The organism is Streptomyces sp. C1-1 (assembly GCF_050214755.1).
In the GTDB taxonomy this organism is placed as follows: Bacteria; Actinomycetota; Actinomycetes; order Streptomycetales; family Streptomycetaceae; genus Streptomyces.
On the sequence record NZ_CP189826.1, the window covers coordinates 6,733,608 to 6,754,316 of the forward strand.

15 protein-coding genes and 1 pseudogene are annotated in these 20,709 nt (G+C 72.2%); 11 read left to right on the forward strand and 5 right to left on the reverse strand.

Going from position 1 to position 20,709, the window contains the following annotated elements; all coding sequences use genetic code 11:
• The first annotated feature begins 11 nt into the window (after nucleotides 1-11).
• From ACQF4J_RS30605 to ACQF4J_RS30620, 4 genes are all read left to right on the forward strand, one after another.
• Nucleotides 12-1,508, forward strand: a complete 1,497-nt coding sequence (locus ACQF4J_RS30605) for a glycoside hydrolase family 32 protein (RefSeq protein WP_427167263.1) — start codon at nucleotides 12-14, stop codon at nucleotides 1,506-1,508.
• A gap of 77 nt (nucleotides 1,509-1,585) precedes the next feature.
• Nucleotides 1,586-2,929, forward strand: a complete 1,344-nt coding sequence (locus ACQF4J_RS30610; protein WP_351572191.1) for an ABC transporter substrate-binding protein — start codon at nucleotides 1,586-1,588, stop codon at nucleotides 2,927-2,929.
• A gap of 76 nt (nucleotides 2,930-3,005) precedes the next feature.
• Nucleotides 3,006-3,995 carry a carbohydrate ABC transporter permease gene (locus ACQF4J_RS30615; protein WP_351572194.1) on the forward strand — a complete coding sequence of 330 codons (990 nt, stop codon included), beginning with the start codon at nucleotides 3,006-3,008 and terminating at the stop codon, nucleotides 3,993-3,995.
• A 2-nt stretch (nucleotides 3,996-3,997) separates the two neighbouring features.
• Nucleotides 3,998-4,834 carry a carbohydrate ABC transporter permease gene (locus ACQF4J_RS30620; protein ID WP_351572197.1) on the forward strand — a complete coding sequence of 279 codons (837 nt, stop codon included), beginning with the start codon at nucleotides 3,998-4,000 and terminating at the stop codon, nucleotides 4,832-4,834.
• A 129-nt stretch (nucleotides 4,835-4,963) separates the two neighbouring features.
• Here ACQF4J_RS30620 and ACQF4J_RS30625 read toward each other — a convergent pair.
• Nucleotides 4,964-5,428: pseudogene (locus ACQF4J_RS30625) on the reverse strand (N-acetyltransferase family protein); the annotation flags it as partial.
• Between the two features lie 127 nt (nucleotides 5,429-5,555).
• Between ACQF4J_RS30625 and ACQF4J_RS30630 the strand changes: the two are divergent.
• Nucleotides 5,556-7,358 carry an AMP-dependent synthetase/ligase gene (locus ACQF4J_RS30630; RefSeq protein WP_427168645.1) on the forward strand — a complete coding sequence of 601 codons (1,803 nt, stop codon included), beginning with the start codon at nucleotides 5,556-5,558 and terminating at the stop codon, nucleotides 7,356-7,358.
• Nucleotides 7,359-7,446: 88 nt separating this feature from the next.
• On the opposite strand, the gene ACQF4J_RS30635 is transcribed toward ACQF4J_RS30630, so the two are convergent.
• The gene (locus ACQF4J_RS30635; RefSeq protein WP_427167265.1) at nucleotides 7,447-8,940 is read right to left on the reverse strand and encodes an RICIN domain-containing protein; all 1,494 of its coding nucleotides are present in this window, start codon (nucleotides 8,938-8,940) and stop codon (nucleotides 7,447-7,449) included.
• A 300-nt stretch (nucleotides 8,941-9,240) separates the two neighbouring features.
• On the opposite strand from ACQF4J_RS30635, the gene ACQF4J_RS30640 reads away from it, so the two are divergent.
• The 4 genes from ACQF4J_RS30640 (at nucleotide 9,241) to ACQF4J_RS30655 (ending at nucleotide 13,603) form a co-directional block, all read left to right on the forward strand.
• Nucleotides 9,241-10,536: an alpha/beta hydrolase gene (locus tag ACQF4J_RS30640; RefSeq protein ID WP_427167266.1), complete on the forward strand. Its 1,296-nt coding sequence runs from the start codon at nucleotides 9,241-9,243 to the stop codon at nucleotides 10,534-10,536.
• A gap of 93 nt (nucleotides 10,537-10,629) precedes the next feature.
• Nucleotides 10,630-11,856, forward strand: coding sequence for a L,D-transpeptidase (locus ACQF4J_RS30645; protein ID WP_427167267.1), 1,227 nt, complete (start codon nucleotides 10,630-10,632; stop codon nucleotides 11,854-11,856).
• Between the two features lie 77 nt (nucleotides 11,857-11,933).
• Nucleotides 11,934-12,881, forward strand: coding sequence for an expansin EXLX1 family cellulose-binding protein (locus tag ACQF4J_RS30650; protein WP_351572212.1), 948 nt, complete (start codon nucleotides 11,934-11,936; stop codon nucleotides 12,879-12,881).
• Between the two features lie 197 nt (nucleotides 12,882-13,078).
• Entirely contained in the window at nucleotides 13,079-13,603 is a 525-nt protein-coding gene (locus tag ACQF4J_RS30655; protein ID WP_351572215.1) for a hypothetical protein, read from the forward strand.
• 337 nt (nucleotides 13,604-13,940) lie between these two features.
• Here ACQF4J_RS30655 and ACQF4J_RS30660 read toward each other — a convergent pair whose 3' ends face one another.
• Nucleotides 13,941-14,627, reverse strand: a complete 687-nt coding sequence (locus tag ACQF4J_RS30660) for an ANTAR domain-containing protein (RefSeq protein WP_351572218.1) — start codon at nucleotides 14,625-14,627, stop codon at nucleotides 13,941-13,943.
• Between the two features lie 226 nt (nucleotides 14,628-14,853).
• Here ACQF4J_RS30660 and ACQF4J_RS30665 point away from each other — a divergent pair, with 226 nt between their 5' ends.
• Together ACQF4J_RS30665 and ACQF4J_RS30670 are read left to right on the forward strand one after the other, a co-directional pair.
• Nucleotides 14,854-15,204, forward strand: a complete 351-nt coding sequence (locus tag ACQF4J_RS30665) for an STAS domain-containing protein (protein ID WP_351805402.1) — start codon at nucleotides 14,854-14,856, stop codon at nucleotides 15,202-15,204.
• Nucleotides 15,201-16,142, forward strand: coding sequence for an anti-sigma factor RsbA family regulatory protein (locus ACQF4J_RS30670; protein WP_351572224.1), 942 nt, complete (start codon nucleotides 15,201-15,203; stop codon nucleotides 16,140-16,142). The genes ACQF4J_RS30665 and ACQF4J_RS30670 overlap by 4 nt, the downstream gene beginning before the upstream one ends.
• Before the next feature lie 24 nt (nucleotides 16,143-16,166).
• Here the strand turns inward: ACQF4J_RS30670 and ACQF4J_RS30675 are convergent, their stop codons facing one another.
• Together ACQF4J_RS30675 and ACQF4J_RS30680 are read right to left on the reverse strand one after the other, a co-directional pair.
• Complete coding sequence (locus tag ACQF4J_RS30675; protein ID WP_351572227.1) at nucleotides 16,167-17,204, reverse strand: rod shape-determining protein; 1,038 nt, start codon at nucleotides 17,202-17,204, stop codon at nucleotides 16,167-16,169.
• A 218-nt stretch (nucleotides 17,205-17,422) separates the two neighbouring features.
• A complete protein-coding gene (locus ACQF4J_RS30680; RefSeq protein WP_427167268.1) occupies nucleotides 17,423-20,704 on the reverse strand; it encodes an SAV_2336 N-terminal domain-related protein in 3,282 nt (1,093 codons plus the stop codon).
• Between the last annotated feature and the right edge of the window lie 5 nt (nucleotides 20,705-20,709).

Genomic DNA, 20,709 nt, shown 5'->3' on the forward strand with positions numbered 1-20,709 from the left:
AAGGCACGCGTGTGTCCACCGCGCCCTGCGATCCGTACCGGCCCGTCGCGCATCTGCGGCCACCCCGGAACTGGATCAACGACCCCAACGGGCTGGTCTTCCACGACGGCCACTACCACGTCTTCCACCAGTACAACCCGTACGGCGCGACGCACGCGAACATGCACTGGGGCCACTTCCGCAGCCCCGACCTGCTGAGCTGGGAGCCGCTGCCGATCGCCCTGTCCCCGGCCCCCGGTGGCGTGGACGCCGACGGCTGCTTCTCCGGCAACGCCGTCTCCGACGGCGACCGCCTCGTCCTCTTCTACTCCGCGAACCGGTGGGACCGCTCGCCCCAGCACCAGCCGGTCACCACCGCCGTCTCCCTCGACGGCGGCCGGACCTTCACCCCGCGCGGCGGCCTGGTCGTCCCCGACTGGCCCGAGGACTGCACCATGTACCGCGACCCGTACGTGTGGCGGGACGGCGACCGGTGGCGGATGCTGGTCGGCGCCGCCCTCGCGGACGGCCGGGGCGCGGCCCTGCTGTACGAGTCGGCGGACCTGGAGACATGGACCCACCGGGGTCCCTTCGACGCCCGCCGGCAGGAGCCGGTCGGCACCACCGGCCTGCACACCGGCGAGGGCTGGGAGTGCCCCCAGTACCTGCCGCCACGCTCCGGACGCCCCGGAGCGCTCATCTTCAGCGCCTGGAACGACCATGACGGCGACCGCTGCGTCACGGCCCTGACCGGCGAGGAACACGGCGACGTCTTCGAGGCCGGCCCGCCCGCCCTCGTGGACCACGGCCCGGACTGCTACGCCCCCGCCCTCCTGCGGGCGCCCGGCGACCGGTGGCTGCTGTGGGGCTGGTCCCCGGAGGCCCGCGAGGAGGACTGGGCGGTCACGGACGGATGGGCCGGCGTACTGACCCTTCCCCGCGAGATCTCCGTGGCCGCCGACGGCACGCTGCACCAGCGGCCCGCCAACGAACTCCACTCCCTGAGAGGGGAGTTGGAGCTCCACGCGGCAGGCGAGGCGCACAGCCCGCAGCCCGTGGAACTGGGGAACGTGGGCCGCGCCTTCGACCTGACGGCCCGCCTGGAGACCACCGGGGCGGCGAGCCTACGGCTGGTCACCGGCCCGGACGAGTACCTCGACATCCGCCTCGACCCCGCCGCGGGCGAACTGGTCGTCGACCGTGACCACGCCTCGTCCGACGACCGCGCCCACCGCGGCTCCCACCGGATGCCCTGCCCCACCGGCCGGCCCGTGGACCTGCGTGTCGTCGTCGACCACTCCATCGCCGAGATCTTCCTGACCGCCACCGGCCAGGTACTCACCCTGCGCTTCTACCCCACGGGCGACGGCCCCTGGCGCCTGGAGGCCCGCAGCGCGCCGGACACGCCCCTGAGCTACACGGTCGACGCCTGGCAGCTGCTGCCGCTCACGGTCAAGGAACCGAGCGCCGACACCGACCTGACCCACGGCCAGGTCCCCATGACGGAGTCATCGCCCTCGTCGCCATGAGGCACGGGGCCGGTCCCGAACCCCCACACCTCCGCACCACCCACCCTCGCCCGCACCACACACCGGAGGCACCCAGCATGAACCCCGGCACCCCAAGATCCCGCCGTACGGCCGCCTCGGCCGTCGCCCTCGCCCTGCCCCTGGCCGCGCTGGCCGCCTGCGGAGGGGGCAGCGGCACCGGCACCTCCGCCGAACAGGGCAGCGGCACCGGCACCATCACCGTCTGGGCCCACCAGGGGCAGGCGAGCGAGGCCGCCGCACTGCAGAACGCGGTGCGGACCTTCAACTCCTCGCAGAAGAAGGTCAAGGTCAAGCTGACGCTGATCCCCGACACCGACTACACCAAGACCATCACCGCCACCGACGCCGCCAAGCTGCCGGACGTGATGGAGTTCGACGGCCCGACGATGGCCAACTTCGTCTACAACAAGAAGCTCGCCGCGATCGACTCCTACGTCTCCGCCAAGACCCTGGCCAACGCCACCCCCGCCATCAAGGCCGAGGGCAGCATCGACGGCAAGCAGTACGGGCTGGGCATGTACGACTCCGGGCTCGGCGTCTACGGCAACAAGAAGCTGCTGGACGCTGCCGGCATCAAGTACCCCAAGGGCCTGTCCGACGCCTGGACGGCGGCCGAGTTCACCGACGCCGTCAAGAAGCTGGCCGCCAAGGACTCCGACGGCAAGAGCCTGGACCTGCAGGAGAGCAACGGGTTCGCCAACGAGTGGGGCACCTACGGCTTCGCCCCCGTCGTCTGGTCGGCCGGCGGCTCACTGCTGAAGAACGGCAAGGCCGCGGGCGCCCTGGACACCCCCGCGGTGGCCTCGGCGCTGAAGACCCTCCAGTCCTGGAAGCGGTACGTCGACCCCAACACCGACGGCAACGCCTTCGCCAAGGGCCGCGTCGCCCTGAGCTGGGTGGGCCACTGGATGTACCCCGCCTACAGCAAGGCCGTCGGCAAGGACCTCGTCGTCCTGCCGCTGCCCGACTTCGGCAACGGCCCCAAGACCGGCCAGGGCTCCTGGGAATGGGGCATCGGCGCCGACACCAAGAACGGCAAGGCGGCGGGCGCCTTCCTCGACTCCCTCCTCGACGACACCAACGTCACCGCGATGACCACGGCCAACGGTGCACCTCCCGGCACGCGGAGCGCGCTCACCAAGAGCAGCCTGTACCGGCAGGGCGGCCCGCTCCAGCTCTTCGCGGACCAGCTCGCCAAGCCGTGCGGCGACAGCGGCATCACGAAGTCGTGCGTCGCCGTGACCCGCCCGGTCACCGCCGGATACCCCACGGTCACCGCCAAGTTCAGCCAGGCGCTCAGCGACGTCTACGGCGGCGCCGACCCCAAGACGGCGCTGGCCAAGGCCGCCCGCGCCATCGACCAGGACTTCTCGGACAACGACGGCTACAAGCTGCAGTAGCCGGCATCCAGCAGCCGGGAGGGGCGGGCGCGCCCGACAGCGTCCGTCCCTCCCGGCCGGGAAGAGGACCCCTACCGTGACCATCGTGAACCCCGCACCGGCCACACCGGACAAGCGGAAGCCGAGCCCACCACCGACATCTGCCGAACCCGTACGCGCCCGGCGCCCGAACCGCGACGCGGTGCACGGCCTGTTGATGTCCGCGCCCGCCCTCGGCGGACTGATCGCCTTCGTCGCCGTGCCGTTCGTCTACGCCGTCGTCCTGTCCTTCTACAACGTGCGGCTCGGCTCGCCGCTGCCGCCGCGCTTCTTCGGCATCGAGCAGTACCGGCGCATCTTCACCGACCCCGACCTGTCCGGCCCGTTCCTGCGGGCCCTGCTCAACAACCTGACCTTCGCCGTGGTCGTCGTACCCCTGCAGACGGGTCTCGCCCTGGCGCTGGCCATCCTGCTCAACCGCAAGCTCAGGGCCATCGGCGTCTTCCGGTCCCTGTTCTTCCTGCCGGTCGTCTTCCCCATGGCCCTGGTGGCGGTCATCTGGCGGCTCATCCTCGCCCGCAGCGGCGACGGCCTGCTCAACTCCGCGCTGCACGCGGTGAGTCTCGGCAACTGGGGGGCCTTCGACTGGCTCGGTGACGGCCTCACCGCCATGGCCTCGATCATCGTGCTGTCCGTGTGGCAGGGCGTCGGCTTCCAGATGGTCATCCTGCTCGCCGGCCTCCAGCAGATACCCGGCGAGCTCTACGAGGCCGCCGAACTCGACCGGGCCACGCGGTGGCAGCAGTTCCGGCACGTCACCCTGCCCGGCATCCGCGGCACCCTCGTCTTCGTCGCCATGCTCACCTCGGTGCTGTCCTTCCGCGTCTTCGACCAGGTCTACGTCCTCGTCCACGGCGGCGGACTCGACGAGGACGCCACCCGTACGGTCATGTACCAGGCCGTCACCACGGCCTTCGACCAGAACAACATCGGACAGGCGGCCGCGATCTCGGTCGTCTTCTTCCTGATCGTCGTCGCCCTGACCCTCATCCAGCGCCGCGTCGTCCGCCCCGGCAACGAGGACTGACCATGACCCGCACACCCTTGCGCCGCTTCGTCGACTACGCCGTCCTCAGCGTGCTCGCGTTCGTCTTCGTCCTGCCGGTCCTCTATCTGATCCTCGGCAGCTTCAAGCCCTCCGACCAGGTCCTGAGCGGCCTGACCGGCTTCCTGCCCACCCACCTGTCCTTCGACAACTACCGGGCCGTCCTCAGCAGTTTCGATTCCGACGCCACCGGCTACTTCTGGCGCTTCATGGGCATCTCACTGCTCCTGGCCACCGTCGTCGTGCTCGGCGGCCTGATCGTCAACTCCATGGCCGCCTACGGCCTCACCCGGCTGCGCTGGCGCGGCCAGGGCGCCGTCTTCACCGTCGTCCTGCTCCTGATGCTCGTGCCGTTCGAGGCGGTCGCCGTCCCGCTGTTCTACATGTTCAACGAAGAGCGCAACACCATCTACATCCAGGCCGTCCCCTTCATCGCCAACGCCTTCTCCATCTACCAGTTCTCCACGTTCTTCCGCGCGATCCCGCCCAGCATCGAGGAGGCCGCCCGCATCGACGGCGCGGGCCCCTGGCGCACCTTCTTCGCGATCGTCGTCCCGATGTCGAAGCCGGTGTTCGCCTCCGTCGCGATCCTGACCTTCCTCACCCAGTGGGGTGCCTTCCTCTGGCCCGTCCTGATGGTCTCCGACCCCGCGGTGCGCCCCCTGCCGCTGGAGATGAGTGTCTTCCAGGGCCAGATGCCGGTCGACTGGGGGCAGGTCCTCGCCTTCGGCGTCCTGCTGATCCTGCCCGTCCTGATCGTCTTCGCGTTCTTCCAGCGGTGGTTCGTACAGGGGGTCGCCAGCTCCGCGGTCAAGGGCTGAACACCGCTGCGTGTCCATCGCGTGTACGGCCGCGGCGACGCTGCCGCGGTCCAACTCGACCTCGGACTCGGCCAGTCCCAGGTCGACCTCCTGGGGACCGGTGAGGTCGGCGAGGGACAGCAGCGCCGCCACCGGGCGGTTCTCGGCGAGGTAGGAGGCGCTGAAGCCGTGGATGTGCCGCTCCAGTGCCGCCTGGGCCAGCAACTCGACCATCGCGGTGGCCAGTCCGACGCGTCGCCAGGCCGGGTCCACGGCGACGCTGACCTCCGCGACACCGTCGGCCAGACCCTCGTAGCGCGCGATGGCGATGCCCTTTCCGGAGGCGGGTTCCGCCGCGACGAGCGCGAACCGGCGCTCGTAGTCCAGTCGCGTCAGCCGGTTCAGCAGGTCCGGCGTGATGCGCGGCGGGCCGCCCAGGAAGCGGCGGTGCAGCGTCTCGGCGTCCGCCGACCGGATCGCCGCCGCCAGGTCCGGCGCGTCGGCCGGCACGATCGGCCGGATCACGACGCGTCGGCCGTCACGGAGCCGCAGTTCGCGCTCGTACGCGAACGGATAACCCGCGGGTACGTCGTCGGGGCGGAGCTGAAGACTCATCGTGCCCCCATCGTGGGATGCCCGTCTCCGGTTCGTCCTGGGCCGGTGGGCCCTCGCGCGGTGCTGTTGGTCCCCTTACCGGGGTCCGGCGGAGCGCAACCATGGTGGCATGGAGGAGCCATCGGACATGGGGACGTGGTGCACCCCGGCCAAGTACGTGACATCGCCTCAGGCGAACGCGACCGACGACATCGTCGACAACGCCCTTCACCGCCCCGGGCACGAGGCGTTCGCCCGCAAGGTCGACGGCGGCTGGCGCACGGTCACTTCCAGGGAGTTCGCCGACGAGGTCCTGGCGCTGGCCGCGGGGCTGATGGCGGCCGGGATCGCGCCGGGCGACCGGATCGCGCTGATGTCGGGCTCCCGTTACGAGTGGATGCTGTGCGACTTCGCGATCTGGACCGCGGGGGCGGTCAGCGTGCCCGTGTACGAGACCTCGTCCCCGGCGCAGGTCGAGTGGATCCTGCGCGACAGCGGCGTCAGGGCCGCGTTCGTCGAGGGCGAGGAGCGCGCCCGTATCGTCACCGATGCCGAGGTGGCCTCGGTGCGCCAGGTGTGGCGGATGGACGGCGGGCTCGGGCGCCTCGTCGAGCTGGGCCGGTCCGTGCCCCGGGACCTGGTCGAGCGGCGGCGGCGCGCGGTCGGCGCCGACCGGCCGGCGACCGTCGTCTACACCTCCGGTACGACCGGCAGGCCCAGGGGCTGCCTGATCAGTCACGGCAATCTGGTCGCCGAGGTGCGCAACGTCGCCGCCGCCGACGGGATCACGGAGAACGTCCTGACCGACCGCACCACGCTCCTGGTGTTCCTGCCGCCGGCGCACGTCCTGGCCCGGGTCGTCGCGCTCGCCGCCGTGCACAACGGCGCGCAGGTCGCGCACACCAGTGACCTCGAGAACCTCCCCACCGAACTGCGGACCTACCGGCCCACGTTGTTGCTGGCCGTTCCCCGGATCTTCGAGAAACTGCGCAACACCGCTCAGCGCACGGCGGTGGCGGGCGGGCACACGAGGATGTTCCGGGCCGCCGAGGCCACGGCCGTCGCCTACAGCGAGTCGCTGGACCACGGCGGACCGGGCCCGTGGCTGCGCGCCAGGCGCCTGGTGTTCGACCGGCTGGTCTTCAGGAAGCTGCGGGCGGCGCTGGGTGGCCGGGTGGCCTATGCGTGCAGCGGCGGCGCACCCCTGGGGGCCGGTCTCGGGCACTTCATGCGTGGGGCCGGCGTCACCGTGCTGGAGGGCTGGGGGCTGACCGAGACCACCTCCGGGGTGACCCTCAACCTGCCGGCCGCCCAGCGTGTCGGCAGCGTGGGCCGCCCGCTGCCCGGCTGCGCGGTACGCATCGGTCCCGGAGGCGAGGTGCTGGTGAAGGGGCCGAACGTCTTCGGCGGCTATCTGCACGACGAGGAGGCCACCGCCGAGGCGTTCGACGACGACGGCTGGTTCCGCACCGGTGACGTCGGGGAGCTGGACGACGGGTATCTGACCGTCACCGGCCGCAAGAAGGACCTCATCGTCACGGCCGTCGGCAAGAACGTGGCGCCCGCCCCGCTGGAGGACCGGCTCCGGGCACACTGGCTGATCGACCAGTGCGTGCTCGTCGGCGACCGGCGGCCCTACATCGGTGCCCTCATCACGCTCGACCCCGAGTTCCTCACCTGGTGGGGACGCGAACACGACCGGCCGCGGGCGGGCGGCGTGGCGGAACTCCGCGACGACCCCGAACTCAGGTCGGCCGTGCAGGCCGCGGTGGACGAGGCCAACCGGACGGTGTCCGCGGCCGAGTCCATCAGGAGATTCCGCATCCTGAGCCGGGGGTTCGCCGTGGGCGAGGAACTGACGCCCTCGCAGAAGGTGCGGCGCGGATACGTGACCGCCAAGTTCGCCGCGGACATCGAGGCGCTCTACGCGCCGCCCGGCCCGATGGGCTGAGGACGTCACGGCGACGGCGGTCGCGCACCGCTCCCGCCGTCAGGGCCGCCGGACCCGTTGCCGGCGGCCCTGACGGTTCAAGGGGCCGTCAGGACAGCGTCCACTGCTGGCTCGTGGCGCCGGTGCCGGTCAGCTGGACCACCGCGGCGCCCGCCGTGGTGGAGGAGGCGTCCACGCCGATGGTCAGTCCGCTGCCCACCCCGACCAGCATGTACTTGCTGCCGGTGAGGCTGCCGACCAGGTCGGCGGCGAACTGCTGGTTGGTACCGCCGTTGCAGGTCCACTGCTGCAACTGGACGTTCTCCGCGGTCGACTTGTTCGGGACGTCCAGGCACAGGCCGCTCTTGACGCTGACGAGCGTGTAGACGTTGTCCGCCACCCGGTGCAGTGTCCACTTCTGGTTGTCGCCGCCGTTGGACTGCCACTGGATGATCTTGGCGCCGTTGGCCGTGGAGCCGCCCGAGACGTCCATCAGCATCGAGCTGCCCGCGTCGGTCAGGGTGTGCGCCGCGTCGGTGGGCACGCCGGAGTTCGGCGTCCAGGTACCCGCGGCCGCGTCGAGCGACCAGCTCGGGTACTGGCCGACGTTGACCACGGTGCCGCGGATGGTCATCGGCAGCCAGATCAGCTGGGAGTTGCCGAGGTCGCTGGTGTTCCACCGGTCGCCGGCGTAGATGTAGGTGGTGCCGGAACTGCCCTGCACGGTGATGATGTTCGCCGTCTGGCTGTTGTACGTGTGGGTGCCCGGCGCCGCGAAGTTCCGCATCGCAGCCCATGGCCCGCTCAGCGACGTGGCGGTGGTGTAGACGTTGTCGTTCGTGCTCCAGCCGGTCAGGTGGGAGGCGAGCAGGTAGTAGACGCCGTTGATCTTCACCATGGCCGGTGCCTCGTAGCTGGCCGAGCCGCTGCTGCCCAGCAGGGCCACGCTGCTGTCCACCGAGAGGTAGTCGGCGGAGAGCTTGTAGATGTGCAGGCCGTTGTTGCGGTCCTCGCTCAGCAGGTACCCGGTGCCGTCGGTGTCCTGGAAGAGGCCGATGTCCCGGCTCAGGTTGCCCATCGGGCGGAAGCTGCCCCGGTAGTTGTAGGGCCCGCAGGGAGTGCTGCTGGTCGCCACACCGACGCGCGCGTCGCCGTAGTTGGTGCTGTCGATGTGCAGGTACATCACGTACATGCCGGTCGACGCGTTGTAGATGACCTTCGGCCGCTCCACGACCCGGCTCGGGCCCAGGTCGCCGCTCGCCTGCTTGGCCAGGGCCACGCCTTGGTACGTCCAACCGGACAGGTCGGTCGAGGTGTAGCAGGGGATGTCCTGGAAGGACGTGTCGGAGGAGGTCTCGCCGGTCTTGTCCTCGCCGAAGCCGTACCAGGTGTTGCCGACCTTGATGATGCCGAGGCCGTGCAGTTGGAGCGTGTTGCCGTTCTGGTCGGTCCGGGTGGCACCCAGGGTGAAGGAGGCGGAGGCGGCGCTGGCGGGTGTGGCGGGCAGCAGCAGTGCCGCGAGGCCCGCGAGCAGGGTGAGGATCGCGGCGGCGGCCGTCCGCCGCCGTTCGCGCGGGGGTCTGTGGGGTGCTCGGTCCGGCATGGCTCCGCCTTCCCTTCGAGGTCCGACCTGGCGTCGGCCACCGTTCGGTGGGCTATGAGAGCCGCCTGTCCGCTGTGAAGTCAAGAGAGTGTGCGATCGATTTTGTTTGTTCATGACGGAACACGTTCGGTCCCGGAGTGAACTGGCGCCCCGTTCGGACCCGGTGTCTGTCCGCCGCGTGACATAGCGGAACAGGCCATGTCTTCCGCCCAAAGCTCTCGTTACGGAACGCGGAAGGCTCTTCAGCCCTCCTCCTGTGCAGGACATGTGCACGGGCAGGGATCTCAGGGACTGAGTGACATGGGTTTGACCAGTCGAACGACCGTATACGCGATGGTGGCGCTGGCAGGCCTGTCTGTGGTGCTGCTGGTCTGGCTGTGGCCACGGCTCGCCAGACCGGGGCTGTGGCAGGTGCTGGGCCGACTGTGTGCCATCGGCGTGACGCAGGTGACGATCGTCGCGGCCTTCGCCTGCGGGGTGAACTCCTCGTACCAGTTCTTCGGCTCCTGGGGGGAGTTGTTCGGCAACGTCGACACCGCCCCCGTGGGCGTGACGCAGGCGGCCGACCAGAACGGCGACGGCTCGGTCAACGGCATAAGCAGCGTGCACGGCTCGCTCGTGCAGCCGGCCGGCAACGAGCAGCTGGGCCGGGTCAGCGGGCTGCCCAAGGGGCCTGCCGCCGCCGTCGGCCGGGTCGAGTCCGTCAAGATCATCGGCAAGCGCACCGGCGTCGTCGACCCGGCCTTCGTCTATCTGCCGCCGCAGTACTTCCAGAAGGCGTACCACCGCATGCGCTTCCCGGTGATCGTCGCCCTGAGCGGCTACCCGGGCAGCATCTTCAACCTCGCGCAGCACCTGCGGGTCTCGCAGACCGCGGGAGAGCTGCAGGGCAAGGGCCAGATGCAGCCGACGATCATGGTGATGATCCGGCCCACGATCGCCCCGCCGCGCGACACCGAGTGCGTGGACGTGCCCGGGGGACCGCAGGCCGAGACGTTCCTGGCCAAGGACCTGCCGGAGGCCGTCAGGTCCGTCTACCGGGCCGGCCACGACGCCACTGCCTGGGGCGTCATGGGGTACTCCTCCGGTGCCAGCTGCGCTCTCCAGCTCGCGATGCGCAACCCGCACGTCTACACCATGGCCGCCGCCCTGTCGCCCGACTACAAGGTCAAGGACGACCCCACGACCGGCAACCTCTTCGGTGGCGGTCCGGGCCGCCAGGCCCGGGTCGACGGCCATGACCTGATGTGGCGGCTGGCCCACCTGCCCGCCCCCCAGGTCTCGGTCCTGGTCGCCAACAGCAAGCACGGCGAGAAGGGTTACACCGAGACCCAGGCGTTCATCAGGGCCGTCAAGGCGCCCATGCGGGTCGCCTCGATCCTGCCCGAGAGCGGCAGCCACAACTTCCCCACCTGGGTGCGGGAGATGCCCGCCGCCCTGAAGTGGATGAACGCCCAGCTGACCTTCCCGCAGGACGTCGTACCGCGGCACCACCCCAGGAGGACGACCGAGGCCGGGGGCCGGCCCGGGCCCGGCCACAGCCCCCTGCGCGCCGAGGGCACCCCGAGCAGGCCCCCGGCCACGACGCGCCGGTGAGTCACCGAAAGCACGCGGAGACGACACATTCCCCGGCCCCGGCGTGGCACTCGTCCGACGTAGCGTGGAGGAGAGTTCGACGAGGAGGGACTCATGCGGATGCGCCGGGCACGACGGATGCGGGGAGCGGACCTTCCGGGTGCCGGGCGGGTGGCGAGGAGAGCGGCGGTCGCCGTGGCCCTCGCCGGGCTGCTCCTGACCGCCTGCGACGGCGGCGGGGGCGCGAAGAGCGACGGGAAGCAGGCCACGAAGAGCCCGGCGTCCGTCATCACCGTGAAGCCGGGAAGCGGCGGCACGGCCGCCTCGCCCGGTGACAAGGTGACCGTCCGTTCCTCCGGCGGCAGGCTCCTGGACATACGGGTGAGCGCGCCGGACACGGACGAGTTCGGCGGATCGCTGTCGGCGGACGGACACACCTGGACGTCGTCCGCCCTGCTGGCCCCGGCGACGAAGTACACCGTGGTCGCCCGGGCGAAGGGCGCGGACGGAAAGACGGTGACGCGGCGGACCACCATCGCCACCGCGCGGGCGCGCGGCACGTTCGTCGGCGAGTACAGCCCGGAGAAGGGCTCCACCGTCGGCGTCGGCATGCCGGTGTCCGTGGTCTTCAACAAGCCCGTCCGGGACAAGGCGGCCGTGGAGCGCAGGCTTGCGGTCACCACCAGCCCGCACGTCGACGGGGCCTGGAGCTGGGTGAAGGACCACAGCGGCAGGGACCGCGTCGACTACCGGCCCCGGAAGTTCTGGACGTCCGGCACCGAGGTCACCCTGCGGATGGCCCTGAGCGGCGTCGACGCGGGCGGCGGGGTGTACGGGACCCAGCAGCGCGTCGTTCGTTTCCACGTCGGCCACGCGGTCGTCAGCACGGTCGATGCCGACCGCAAGACCATGACGGTGCGGCAGGACGGGAAGGTGCTGCGCACCCTTCCGGTCTCCAGCGGAAAGCCCGGCTACGAGACCTGGAACGGCACCATGGTCGTGCTGGAGAAGGTGCCCAGCATCCGGATGAACTCCCGGACCGTGGGCATCTTCGGCCCCGAGGCGTACAACCTCGGTTCGGTGAAGTGGGCGGTGCGGCTGACCCCGTCGGGCACGTTCGTGCACGCGGCGCCGTGGAACGCCGGCAAGTTCGGCCGCGTCAACGGCAGTCACGGCTGTGTCGGCATGAGCGCGAGCGACGCGCGGTGGTTCTTCGGCCATGTCCACCTCGGTGACCCGGTCACCGTCGTCCACTCCAAGGACACCGTCGCCGAGGGCAACGGCTACGGGGACTGGAACGTCGACTGGGCGACCTGGCGCGCGGGAAGCGCGCTGTCCTGAAAAAGGCGGCAACCTTTTCGGCGGCGGCGGCGACCGAAGGGCGACCTTCCTTCACCGAACAGCTAAGGACCTCGCCCGTGGCGTCCCATACTCCGCACCGCCGGCCCCGTGACCGGCGTACGGCTCTCGTGTCCGTCGTCGCCGTGGCGGCCGCGGCGCTCGTCGTGGCCCTGGTGGTCGCGTTCCAACCGGACGGCGGAGGCGTGACCGCCGCCGGGCACACGGCGGCCACGGCTGTCGCGGGTGCCGGACAGGCGAGTCCGTCGCCGACGCCGTCCGGGCGGAAGCCCGCCTCCCCGTCGCCGAAGGCCCGTGCCGCCACGCCGTCGGCCAGGGCGGCCACCGCCTCGGCGCGGCCCACGAGTTCGCCGACGAGGGCGCCGCGGGCCGTCCCGGCCTCGGCGTCACTGGCCGGGCGGATCGTCCCCGGCACCACCTACCGGGGCGTCGCCACGCACTACGACGCCGCGGACGGCAACGGCGCCTGCTTGTTCGGTCCGAGCGCGGACATGATGATCGCGGCGATGAACACCGCCGACTACGAGACGTCCAAGGCGTGCGGAGCGTACGTCCGCGTCCGCGCCGCGAGCGGCGCCTCCGTCACGGTGCGGATCGTCAACGAGTGCCCGGGGGACTGCGCGGTCGGTCAACTCGACCTCAGCGTGCAGGCCTTCGCCAAGCTGGCCGCGCCCGCGGCCGGGCGGATCGCCGTCTCCTGGGAGTTGGTGAGCCCGGCCGACGCCGGCACGCTCTCGGTGCGGTACAAGACGGGGTCCAGCCGGTACTGGTGCGGGATCCAGGTGCTCGGGCACCGCAACCCGGTGGCGCGGCTGGAGGTGCGCGCCGGGAGCGGGTGGCTGGCGCTGCCGCGCACCTCGTACAACTACTTCCTCTCCGAGAAGGGCAGCGGCTGCGGCGGGTCCATCAGGGTCACCGACATCTACGGCGAGCGGCTGACGGTGGACGGGATCGCCGTGAAGCCGAACGTCGTACAGCCCACCCGCGTGCAGTTCGCCGCGCACTGACCGCGTGCTCCGGGTTTCCGGTTGGTTTCCCAACCCCCAAGGCCGAACCAGGGGTTGGGCAACCGGCCGCCATGGGGCGGTAAGACTTCGGCCAGTTCACCGAATCTTCGCCCGTTTCATCTACCCGCATAGACCTGGCCGGTGCTGTCATGCCCACGACTGCCCGGAATCCCCGGGCCGAACGCGGGAGAACCCCCATGCGCGCCATGCGCCGCCTCACCGCCACGAGCACGTCCCTCGGTCTCGCCGTCGCCGGCCTGATCCTCGGTACGGGTCCGGCCGCCCACGCGGCCGGCTGCTCACAGGCCTACCTGCCGCTGCCCGATCCGGTCTGCCAGCCCGGCGCCTACAACCCCGACGTCACGCAGGACACGATCGGCTCGACGATATGCGTGTCCGGATGGACGTCCACCGTGCGGCCGTCGACCTCGTACACCAACGCGCTCAAGGTCCAGCAGATCGCGCAGTACGGCTACGAGGACACCAGCACGGCCGACTACGAGGAGGACCACCTCGTCCCGCTCGAACTCGGCGGGGCGCCGAAGAGCGCGCAGAACCTCTGGCCCGAGCCGCGCTACGGGGACACGACCGCGGCCAACAAGGACACGGTGGAGAACAAGTTGAAGAAGGCCGTGTGCAACGGCACGGTCGGCTTGGACGACGCTCGAGACGCGGTCGCGTCCGACTGGACCACGGCGCTGTCCTCCCTCGGACTGAGCTGATTTCGCCAGGTCACTCGGGGCGTGGCCGAAAACGATCGTTTATGGGTGCGACGTCGGGGGGATCTTGGGGTCACCCTCCTCCCCGGGGAGTAGCGGGCGCCCGGCCGGGTCCCGCTGGGGAGGCAGGGCAGGTGCCTTCGTCGGCACGATGTGCCGGGGCGGTACGCGGACCAGGCTGGTTCACGTCGGCCAGAGGGACCGAGAGACCCGAGGAGGTCGTCATGAACCACCGGATACGCGTCCGCGTCAGCCGCCGCCCGAGCCAGCCCCGCGACACCCCCGTCGACCGCAGGACGCCGTCGGGGCGGATCCTGCCGTACTGACGCCCTCGCCGGCGTCAGCGCAGGTGGTGTGAGAGCGCCGTGCGCAGGGCCCGGCGCAGTTCCTCGGAAGGCGCGGGGCCGTCCGGCTCCGCGCCGGCCGTGACCGCCGCGGCGACGTCGCGCAGTTTGATGTTGGAGCGCTGCGAGGTCTCGCGCAGGATGTCCCACGCCTGTTCGGAGGTGCAGGCGTGCACGGCCATCAGCACACCCCGGGCCTGGTCGATGACCGGGCGGGAGGCCATAGCCTGCTTCAGCTGCTCGACCTCCGTGCGCAGTTCCCGCAGTTGCTCCGCGCGCTCCCGGGCGACCGCGGAGGCGCCCGGCCACTCGGGTTCCCCGTCCACCGGGTGGGCCGCGCGCCGCAGGGGGGCGTCGGGGTTGAGACCGGCGAGCTCCAGGATCCGGCGCGGCTGGCCGGTCCAGTGCCCGGACCGCACCGGAACCGCCCGCCGACGGCCGAAGGCGCCGAGCCGCTCCAGGAACTGCAGCCCCGCCGTGTCCATGAAGGTCACGCCGGACATGTCCAGATCCACTCCGCCCACGTGCGCCGGCAGCTTCTCCAGCGCCTCGGACAGCACGTCCGTGCAGCCGTGCACGAGTTCGCCGCGAGGGGTGAGCACGGCCCGATCCTCTTCCACCCGCGCGTCGATGACCAGGGTGTTCAGCTTCCCCCCGAGAGATGTGTGTACCGCTGAGGTCATGTCTGCCTCGCTGCTCCCGACAGTCGTCACGACGTTGAGTCACCGGCCGCCGGCGCGGGCCTCCCCTACCAGCCCCGCGGGGACCCGGCGGTGCCGACCATGCGCCTGCCCGTAGTGCGACGGAGTACACACCGTCCGCCGCCGGGAATGTCCTCCTGTCTCCCGGGTACGCGAACTCACGACCACCTGGGTCCACCGAGCGGCCGCGAGAAGAGGGGAGAAGGGCGTGGATGTCCCGTACCGGGTACTGCCTGGGCCCGCCCCCGTGCCGCGGCTGACGGTGTTCCCGCTGCCGGACGGGGCCGGCCTCAGGGTCGGCGGCGAGGTCGGACTCGCTACCCTGGCTCAGTGGGAGGGGGCGCTGTACCGTGCCGCGCGCGACTCGCGGCCCGTGTACCGGCTGGAGCTGTCCGCGCTCACCTTCGTCGACGTCGCGGGCACGGACGCGCTCGCCGCCGCGGCGCAGTCACTGGACGAGGGCAGGAGGATCGTGCTGCAGCAACCCCCCACCAGTCTGCGCCGTCTGCTGGACCTGTTCTGGCCTGGCATCCCCACGATCGAGGTGCCGTCGTCATGAGCACCGCGACCAGCGCGCAGGACTCCTTCGCCCACCCCGCGCTCTTCTACGACGACGAGCGGGAGTACCTGGCCGGCACCGTCCCCTTCGTGCGCGCCGCGCTCACGGCCGGCGAGCCCGTCGCCGTGGCCGTGCCCGCCGAGAACCTCCGGCTGATCCGCGACGAACTGGGCGCCGACGCCGACGCCGTACGGTTCCTGGACATGCGTGAGGCCGGGCGCAACCCCGGCCGGATCATCCCCGGCGTGCTGCGGGCCTTCGCCGACGCCCAGGCGCCCGGCACCCGCGTCCGGATCGTCGGTGAGCCGATCTGGGCCGGCCGCACCTCCGCCGAGTACCCCGCCTGCGTCCAGCACGAGGCACTGATCAACGCGGCGTTCCGGGGCCGGGAGGCGACCATCCTCTGCCCCTACGACACCCGGCGCCTGCCGCCGGAGGTCATCGCCGACGCGTACGCCACCCACCCCACACTGCTGCGGGGAGGGTCGCGGGAGGCGGAGGAGAGCAGCGCCTACGCACCCGAGGCGGTCGTTGCCCGCTACAACGAGCCCCTGCCGCCCGCCCCCGACGTCCCCGCCGTGCGCTTCGACGCCCAGTCCCTCAGCGACACCCGGCACCTCGTCACCGACGAGGGCGCCCGGCTCGGCCTCGCGCCAGCCCGGATCGAGGACCTCGCCCTGGTCACGGCCGAGCTGGCCACCAACAGCGTGGTGCACGGCGGCGGCACGGGCACCGTGCGGGTGTGGGCCGAGGACGGGTACGTGGTGAGCGAGGTGTGCGACGCGGGCCATCTCGTCGACCCGCTGGCCGGGCGCCGGCCCGCACCGCGCGAGCAGCGTGGCGGCCGCGGCCTGCTCCTGGTCAACCTCGTCTCCGACCTGGTCCGCGTGCACACCGGCCCCGAAGGAACCACGGTCCGCTGCTGGTTCGCCCGCTGACCGAACGGTCGCCCACGCGGTCGCTCAGGTGGCCAGCGGGTCGAGTACGAGCGGCTCGATGCGGCCCTCCAGCATGTAGCCGAGGCCCTGTACGGCACACACGTCCGGGCGTTCGGCGATGTGCACCGGCATGCCGGTGGCCGCGCGCAGCATCTGGTCGAGGCCGGGGAGCAGCGCGCTGCCGCCGACCATCATGATCCCGCGGTCGGCGAGGTCGGCCACCAGGTCGGGCAGGCAGTCCCGCAGCACCCGTCCGATGCCGTCGAGCACGGCGGTCAGCGGCGTCTCGATGGCGTCCCGGACGGCGGCGGTGTCGACCTGCACGGACCGGGCGAGGCCGGTGGCGACGTCACGGCCGTGGATCTCGGTGGAGGCGGGGCCCTGGAGGGTGAGCCCGTTGCCGGACAGGGCCAGCTGCAGAGGCCGTACGGACTGGCTCGGCAGCATCAACTCGTGCTCGTGGCGCAGGTGCTGCACGATCGCGTGGTCGACGGCCTCACCGCCGACCGGAATGCGTTCGGCGGTCACGATCGACCCCAGCGACAGCACGGCGACCTGGGTGGCGGCGGCCCCGCACACCATGATCATGGTGGCCTCGGGCCGCTCGACGGGCAGCCCGCAGCCCACGGCGGCGGCGATCAGCGTGTCCACCAGCTCCACGCGCCGGGCGCCGAGCCCCACGAGCGTCTCGATGGCCGCCCGCTGGGCCAGCGGGTCGGCGTCGTGCGGGGTGCAGGCCGCCGCCCGCAGGAAGGGCTTGCGGCGCAGGGTGCGGCGGATCTTGTCGCCGAGCAGGTGCCGGAGCATGCGCTGCGCCATCTCGATGTCGACGACGGTGCCGCCCGCGACGGGTCGTACGACGCGGATGTAGTGCGGGGTGCGGCCGGTCATCTTCTCGGCGAACTCGCCGACCGCGATCAGCGCGCCGGTCTTGGTGTTCACGGCGGCGACGGACGGCTGGTCGACGACGAGGCCGGCGCCCTTCACGTAGACGCGGGTCCGGGCCGCCCCCAGATCGACGGCGAAGTGGCAGCGGCGCAGCTGCTCCAGACTGGCGGTCATGGCAGGTCCTCCCGAGAGCGCAGACCGTTGGGGCCGCCGGTGGAGGGTGGCGGGCCTCGTTCTCTGTTCCTGATCCTGGAGGCCCGCCGGACGGCCGGCCTCCCCTCGCATCGTGCGGGGGCCGGAAGCGGGGCGCTGCCTGGAGGGGGCCGGGCGGGGGGCCGCTGAATGGGCGGTTTTGCGGCTTGTGTCGGTAGTGAGAGTCAGATAAAAGTGGGTCAGAGGGCTCGGGCGGCTTCGAGGAGCGAGGCCAGGGAGGACACGGTGACCTCGCAACCCGCCTCCCGCAGGCCGTGCTCGATCGTCGGGTTCCGGGCCAGCCCGATGAAGTCCAGACCCAGCTGCTGGGCCGCGGTCAGCTCGGCGACCGTGGAGCCGATCAGCACGCTCGCGGCGGCCGGCGCGGCGGGGGAGCGCAGGGCGCGCCGCAGACAGTCCGGGTCGGGCATCAGCGGTCCGGGATCGGCGGCGCGGCCGTGGACGCCGGTGAGGGGGAGCCGGAACGGCCGCAGATACCGGCGTACCGCCTCTTCGCAGACGTCCGAGACGACGGACACCCGGCGGTCGGCCTGGTGCAGGGTGCGCACGAGGACGACCGAGTTGTGGGTCAGCGGGGCGTTGGGGACGGCCCGCAGTTCGAGCTGGTCGAGACGGTCGCGCAGCTGCGGGGCGAGCCGGTCGTGGGCGAAGGCACGCAGCACGTCCAGCGGATGCGTGAACACCTCGTGCCCCGCGGTCCGCGGCAGCGGCCGGCCCGACAGCGCGTCCTCGGGATCGCGCAGTTCGGCGACCACGGAGAGGAGGTCCAGGGCCGCCTCCCGGGCGGTCTGTGCCGAGAACAGCCGGGTGACGGGCCCGTCGAAGCCGAGCAGCACCGTCTCGGCGTCGGCGAGCAGCGCGGACGCGGGCCGGGGCGCGGGCCGCCGCGGTACGGGGGGCGGGGCGCCCTCCGTGCTCAGCTGCACCGAGTAGGAGATCGCCAGGCCGGGCACCGGCCATCTGCCCAGCCCGGAGTTGACCGCCCGCTGCGCCGCGCCCGCCCGGCGCAGCGGATGCCGCCGGGTGACGCGGGGGGCCGCGTCCAGCACATGGTCGAGGAGCCGCTCGGAGACCCGCGTGATCTCGGCGCGTACGAAGGCCACCGGATCGACGACGTGCCAGGACAGCTCGACCGCGGCCGTGAAGGCGCCCTTGCCGGAACTCGGCAGGGAGACCGTGTGGAACGCCTGGTGGCTGGTGAGGTCGACCTCGTAGTAGGTGGTGCGGCGGGGCGGGCGCAGGCCGTGCGGACGCGCCGGGTTGAGGAGGGTCAGGGGCCCGTCGGGCTGGGTGTGCACGATGGCCGTCCGGCCGGGGGCGGGGATGCCCAGCCGGCGCAGGTCGTGGGTGATGAACGGGCCCTTCACCAGGTCCCGTTCCTCCGGCTCGGGCCCCGCCGCCGACAGAGTGAGGTACCAGGCGGCGGGAGGCTCGTCGGGGGCGCCGCCGTGCAGGGGCTGGAAGCGCGGCTCCTCCAGCGCGGCGGAACTGGCCGCGAACTCCTCGTACCAGGACGGCGAGACGACGAGGAGGACGTCGGCGGCCGTACGGTTCTGCAGGCTGAGGACCTCCGGCGGTACCACGGGATCGCCGGCGCCGGCCGTGTGCCAGAACGTCACCCGCAGCCGCGGCGGGTCCGCCAGCTCCCCGACCGCCTCGGCGAGCCCGCGCAGGGTCGCCACGAGCACCGGGAGCGTGTAGGCGCCGGGCTGGGCCAGGACCAGGTAGCCGTGCGCACGGACCCGCACCTCGCGCTGCGCCAGCCCGGCCCGCTCCAGGATCCGGTCCACCGCGTACTCGAGCGCGATCCGCGCCTCGGGCCGGCCGGTGAGGTCGTCGGCCTCGAAGAGCACGGCCGGGCGCCGGCGCTCGGCCGCGGGGGCGCGCGGCGTGTCGACGGCTGCCCGCTCCCGGGAACCCGTCAGCCGTCGCACGCTGTCCGGACTCACCGTCGCGAACGCCTCGCCGTCCGCGCCCGTCCCGGTGCCCGTGCCCGTGCCCGCGGGCGAGGGCGTGGAGGCGCGGAACTCGCCCCGCGAGCGCCCGGCCCGGTGGTCGATCGACGCGCCCACCCGCTGCAGGAGTTCGGCGGTCCTGGTGCGGGCGGTGCGGGGCAGGCCGAGCAGGAGGAGATCGCGTACCCCGGGGCGGAAGGCGTAGCTGCCGGGTGGCCCGGGGACGGTGGTCAGCATGCCGCTGAGGACGACCTCGGCCAGGTGCTGCGGGCGCGGGTCCGGTTCGAGGGCGGCGTGGACCAGCCGCATCACCGGCAGGTCGGGCCGGCCGACCGCGAGATGCCCGGCCAGCCGGAACGCCTCGGGTGACGCGGTCGCCCGGAACCGCAGGACCAGCTCCTCGGCCGACAGCAGGGCGGCGTCCGCATGGTCCTCCGGGACGCCCGGACGGTCCAACAGGGCGACGGCGGCCGGGAGTTCGGCGTTGCCAGGGGTCGTGAGCAGCGCCGCCCAGTTGGCCAGCCAGCCGGGCTCGGGCTCCATGACGGGCAACGGCACGGCAGGAGTCGGCTCCTGCGGTTCGTAGGGCTTGAAGACGAGCGCCGACGTCGGCGCGGCCGGATACGGCGCCGACAGCCGTCCCGGCGTCGTGGGCAGAGCCGTCTCCCGCCACAGATGCTCCGGCAGCGGTTGTACGACGGCCAGCGGCATCCGCGACGCCCACCGGCGCAGGGTGGCGTACCACACGATGCCGGGCGGCCCCTGGCGCCACTGGGGGCCCATGCAGTCGCTGACCAGCAGGGTGACGGTACGCCCGTCGGTGGTCGTGGGCGTGCCCGGGCCGCGCACCGTCCCGTCGGGTTCGGCCCGGTGGGGCACGACCGTGCGGAAGACGCCCGACTGGGCCAGCGTCGTGTGCAGTTCGCGGATCAGGGGCTGCCAGACGGGCATCGTGGGCCCGGTGTCGTACACCAGGTTCAGGCGCAGCCAGCGTTCGCGGGCGGGGCGCATGACCGGCAGCCACCACTCGGGGGCCGCGCCGAGACGGGCGATGCGGTCGGCGGTGGCGGGCTCGTCGAGTTCGTGGCCCACGGGCGACTCGATACGGCGCTTGAGCGGGCGGAGCGCCCGTTGCAGACCGAGCGGGTGGCGCAGCATCGGGGGCGCCGGGGCGAGCAGCGTGGTGTGCGGGCGGGCGTCGCCGGGCCCGGAGGCGGACGGGAGGTGGAGGGGCGCGCGCGGGGAGGGGAGGGGGTCGGCGGGCGCAGGGGGGTCCGGCCGTGGCTCAGGGGACGGGGTCGACGGGTGCGGTGGTTCGGGGTGCGGTGCGTCCGGGGCGGGGCTCGGCTCCCCGTCGGCGGGCGGTGCATCCGGCTCCATGTGCCGGGCCAGCCACAGCAGTTCGGCCAGTTCCAGCGGGGTCGGGCGCACGCCGGAGGCCGTCTCGGCCAGGACGTCGGCGAGACGGGCCAGCGGTTCGGGGGAGCCCGGGGTGTGGGACGGCATCCGGT

Bases quoted from the DNA above. Each gene is read 5' to 3' on its own strand.
- ACQF4J_RS30610 (WP_351572191.1), top strand. From the start codon at position 1,586: ATGAACCCCGGCACCCCAAGATCCCGCCGTACGGCCGCCTCGGCCGTC.
- ACQF4J_RS30620 (WP_351572197.1), top strand. From the start codon at position 3,998: ATGACCCGCACACCCTTGCGCCGCTTCGTCGACTACGCCGTCCTCAGC.
- ACQF4J_RS30630 (WP_427168645.1), top strand. From the start codon at position 5,556: ATGGGGACGTGGTGCACCCCGGCCAAGTACGTGACATCGCCTCAGGCG.
- ACQF4J_RS30635 (WP_427167265.1), bottom strand. From the start codon at position 8,940: ATGCCGGACCGAGCACCCCACAGACCCCCGCGCGAACGGCGGCGGACG.
- ACQF4J_RS30640 (WP_427167266.1), top strand. From the start codon at position 9,241: ATGGGTTTGACCAGTCGAACGACCGTATACGCGATGGTGGCGCTGGCA.
- ACQF4J_RS30645 (WP_427167267.1), top strand. From the start codon at position 10,630: ATGCGGATGCGCCGGGCACGACGGATGCGGGGAGCGGACCTTCCGGGT.
- ACQF4J_RS30655 (WP_351572215.1), top strand. From the start codon at position 13,079: ATGCGCGCCATGCGCCGCCTCACCGCCACGAGCACGTCCCTCGGTCTC.
- ACQF4J_RS30660 (WP_351572218.1), bottom strand. From the start codon at position 14,627: ATGACCTCAGCGGTACACACATCTCTCGGGGGGAAGCTGAACACCCTG.
- ACQF4J_RS30670 (WP_351572224.1), top strand. From the start codon at position 15,201: ATGAGCACCGCGACCAGCGCGCAGGACTCCTTCGCCCACCCCGCGCTC.
- ACQF4J_RS30675 (WP_351572227.1), bottom strand. From the start codon at position 17,204: ATGACCGCCAGTCTGGAGCAGCTGCGCCGCTGCCACTTCGCCGTCGAT.
- ACQF4J_RS30680 (WP_427167268.1), bottom strand. From the start codon at position 20,704: ATGCCGTCCCACACCCCGGGCTCCCCCGAACCGCTGGCCCGTCTCGCC.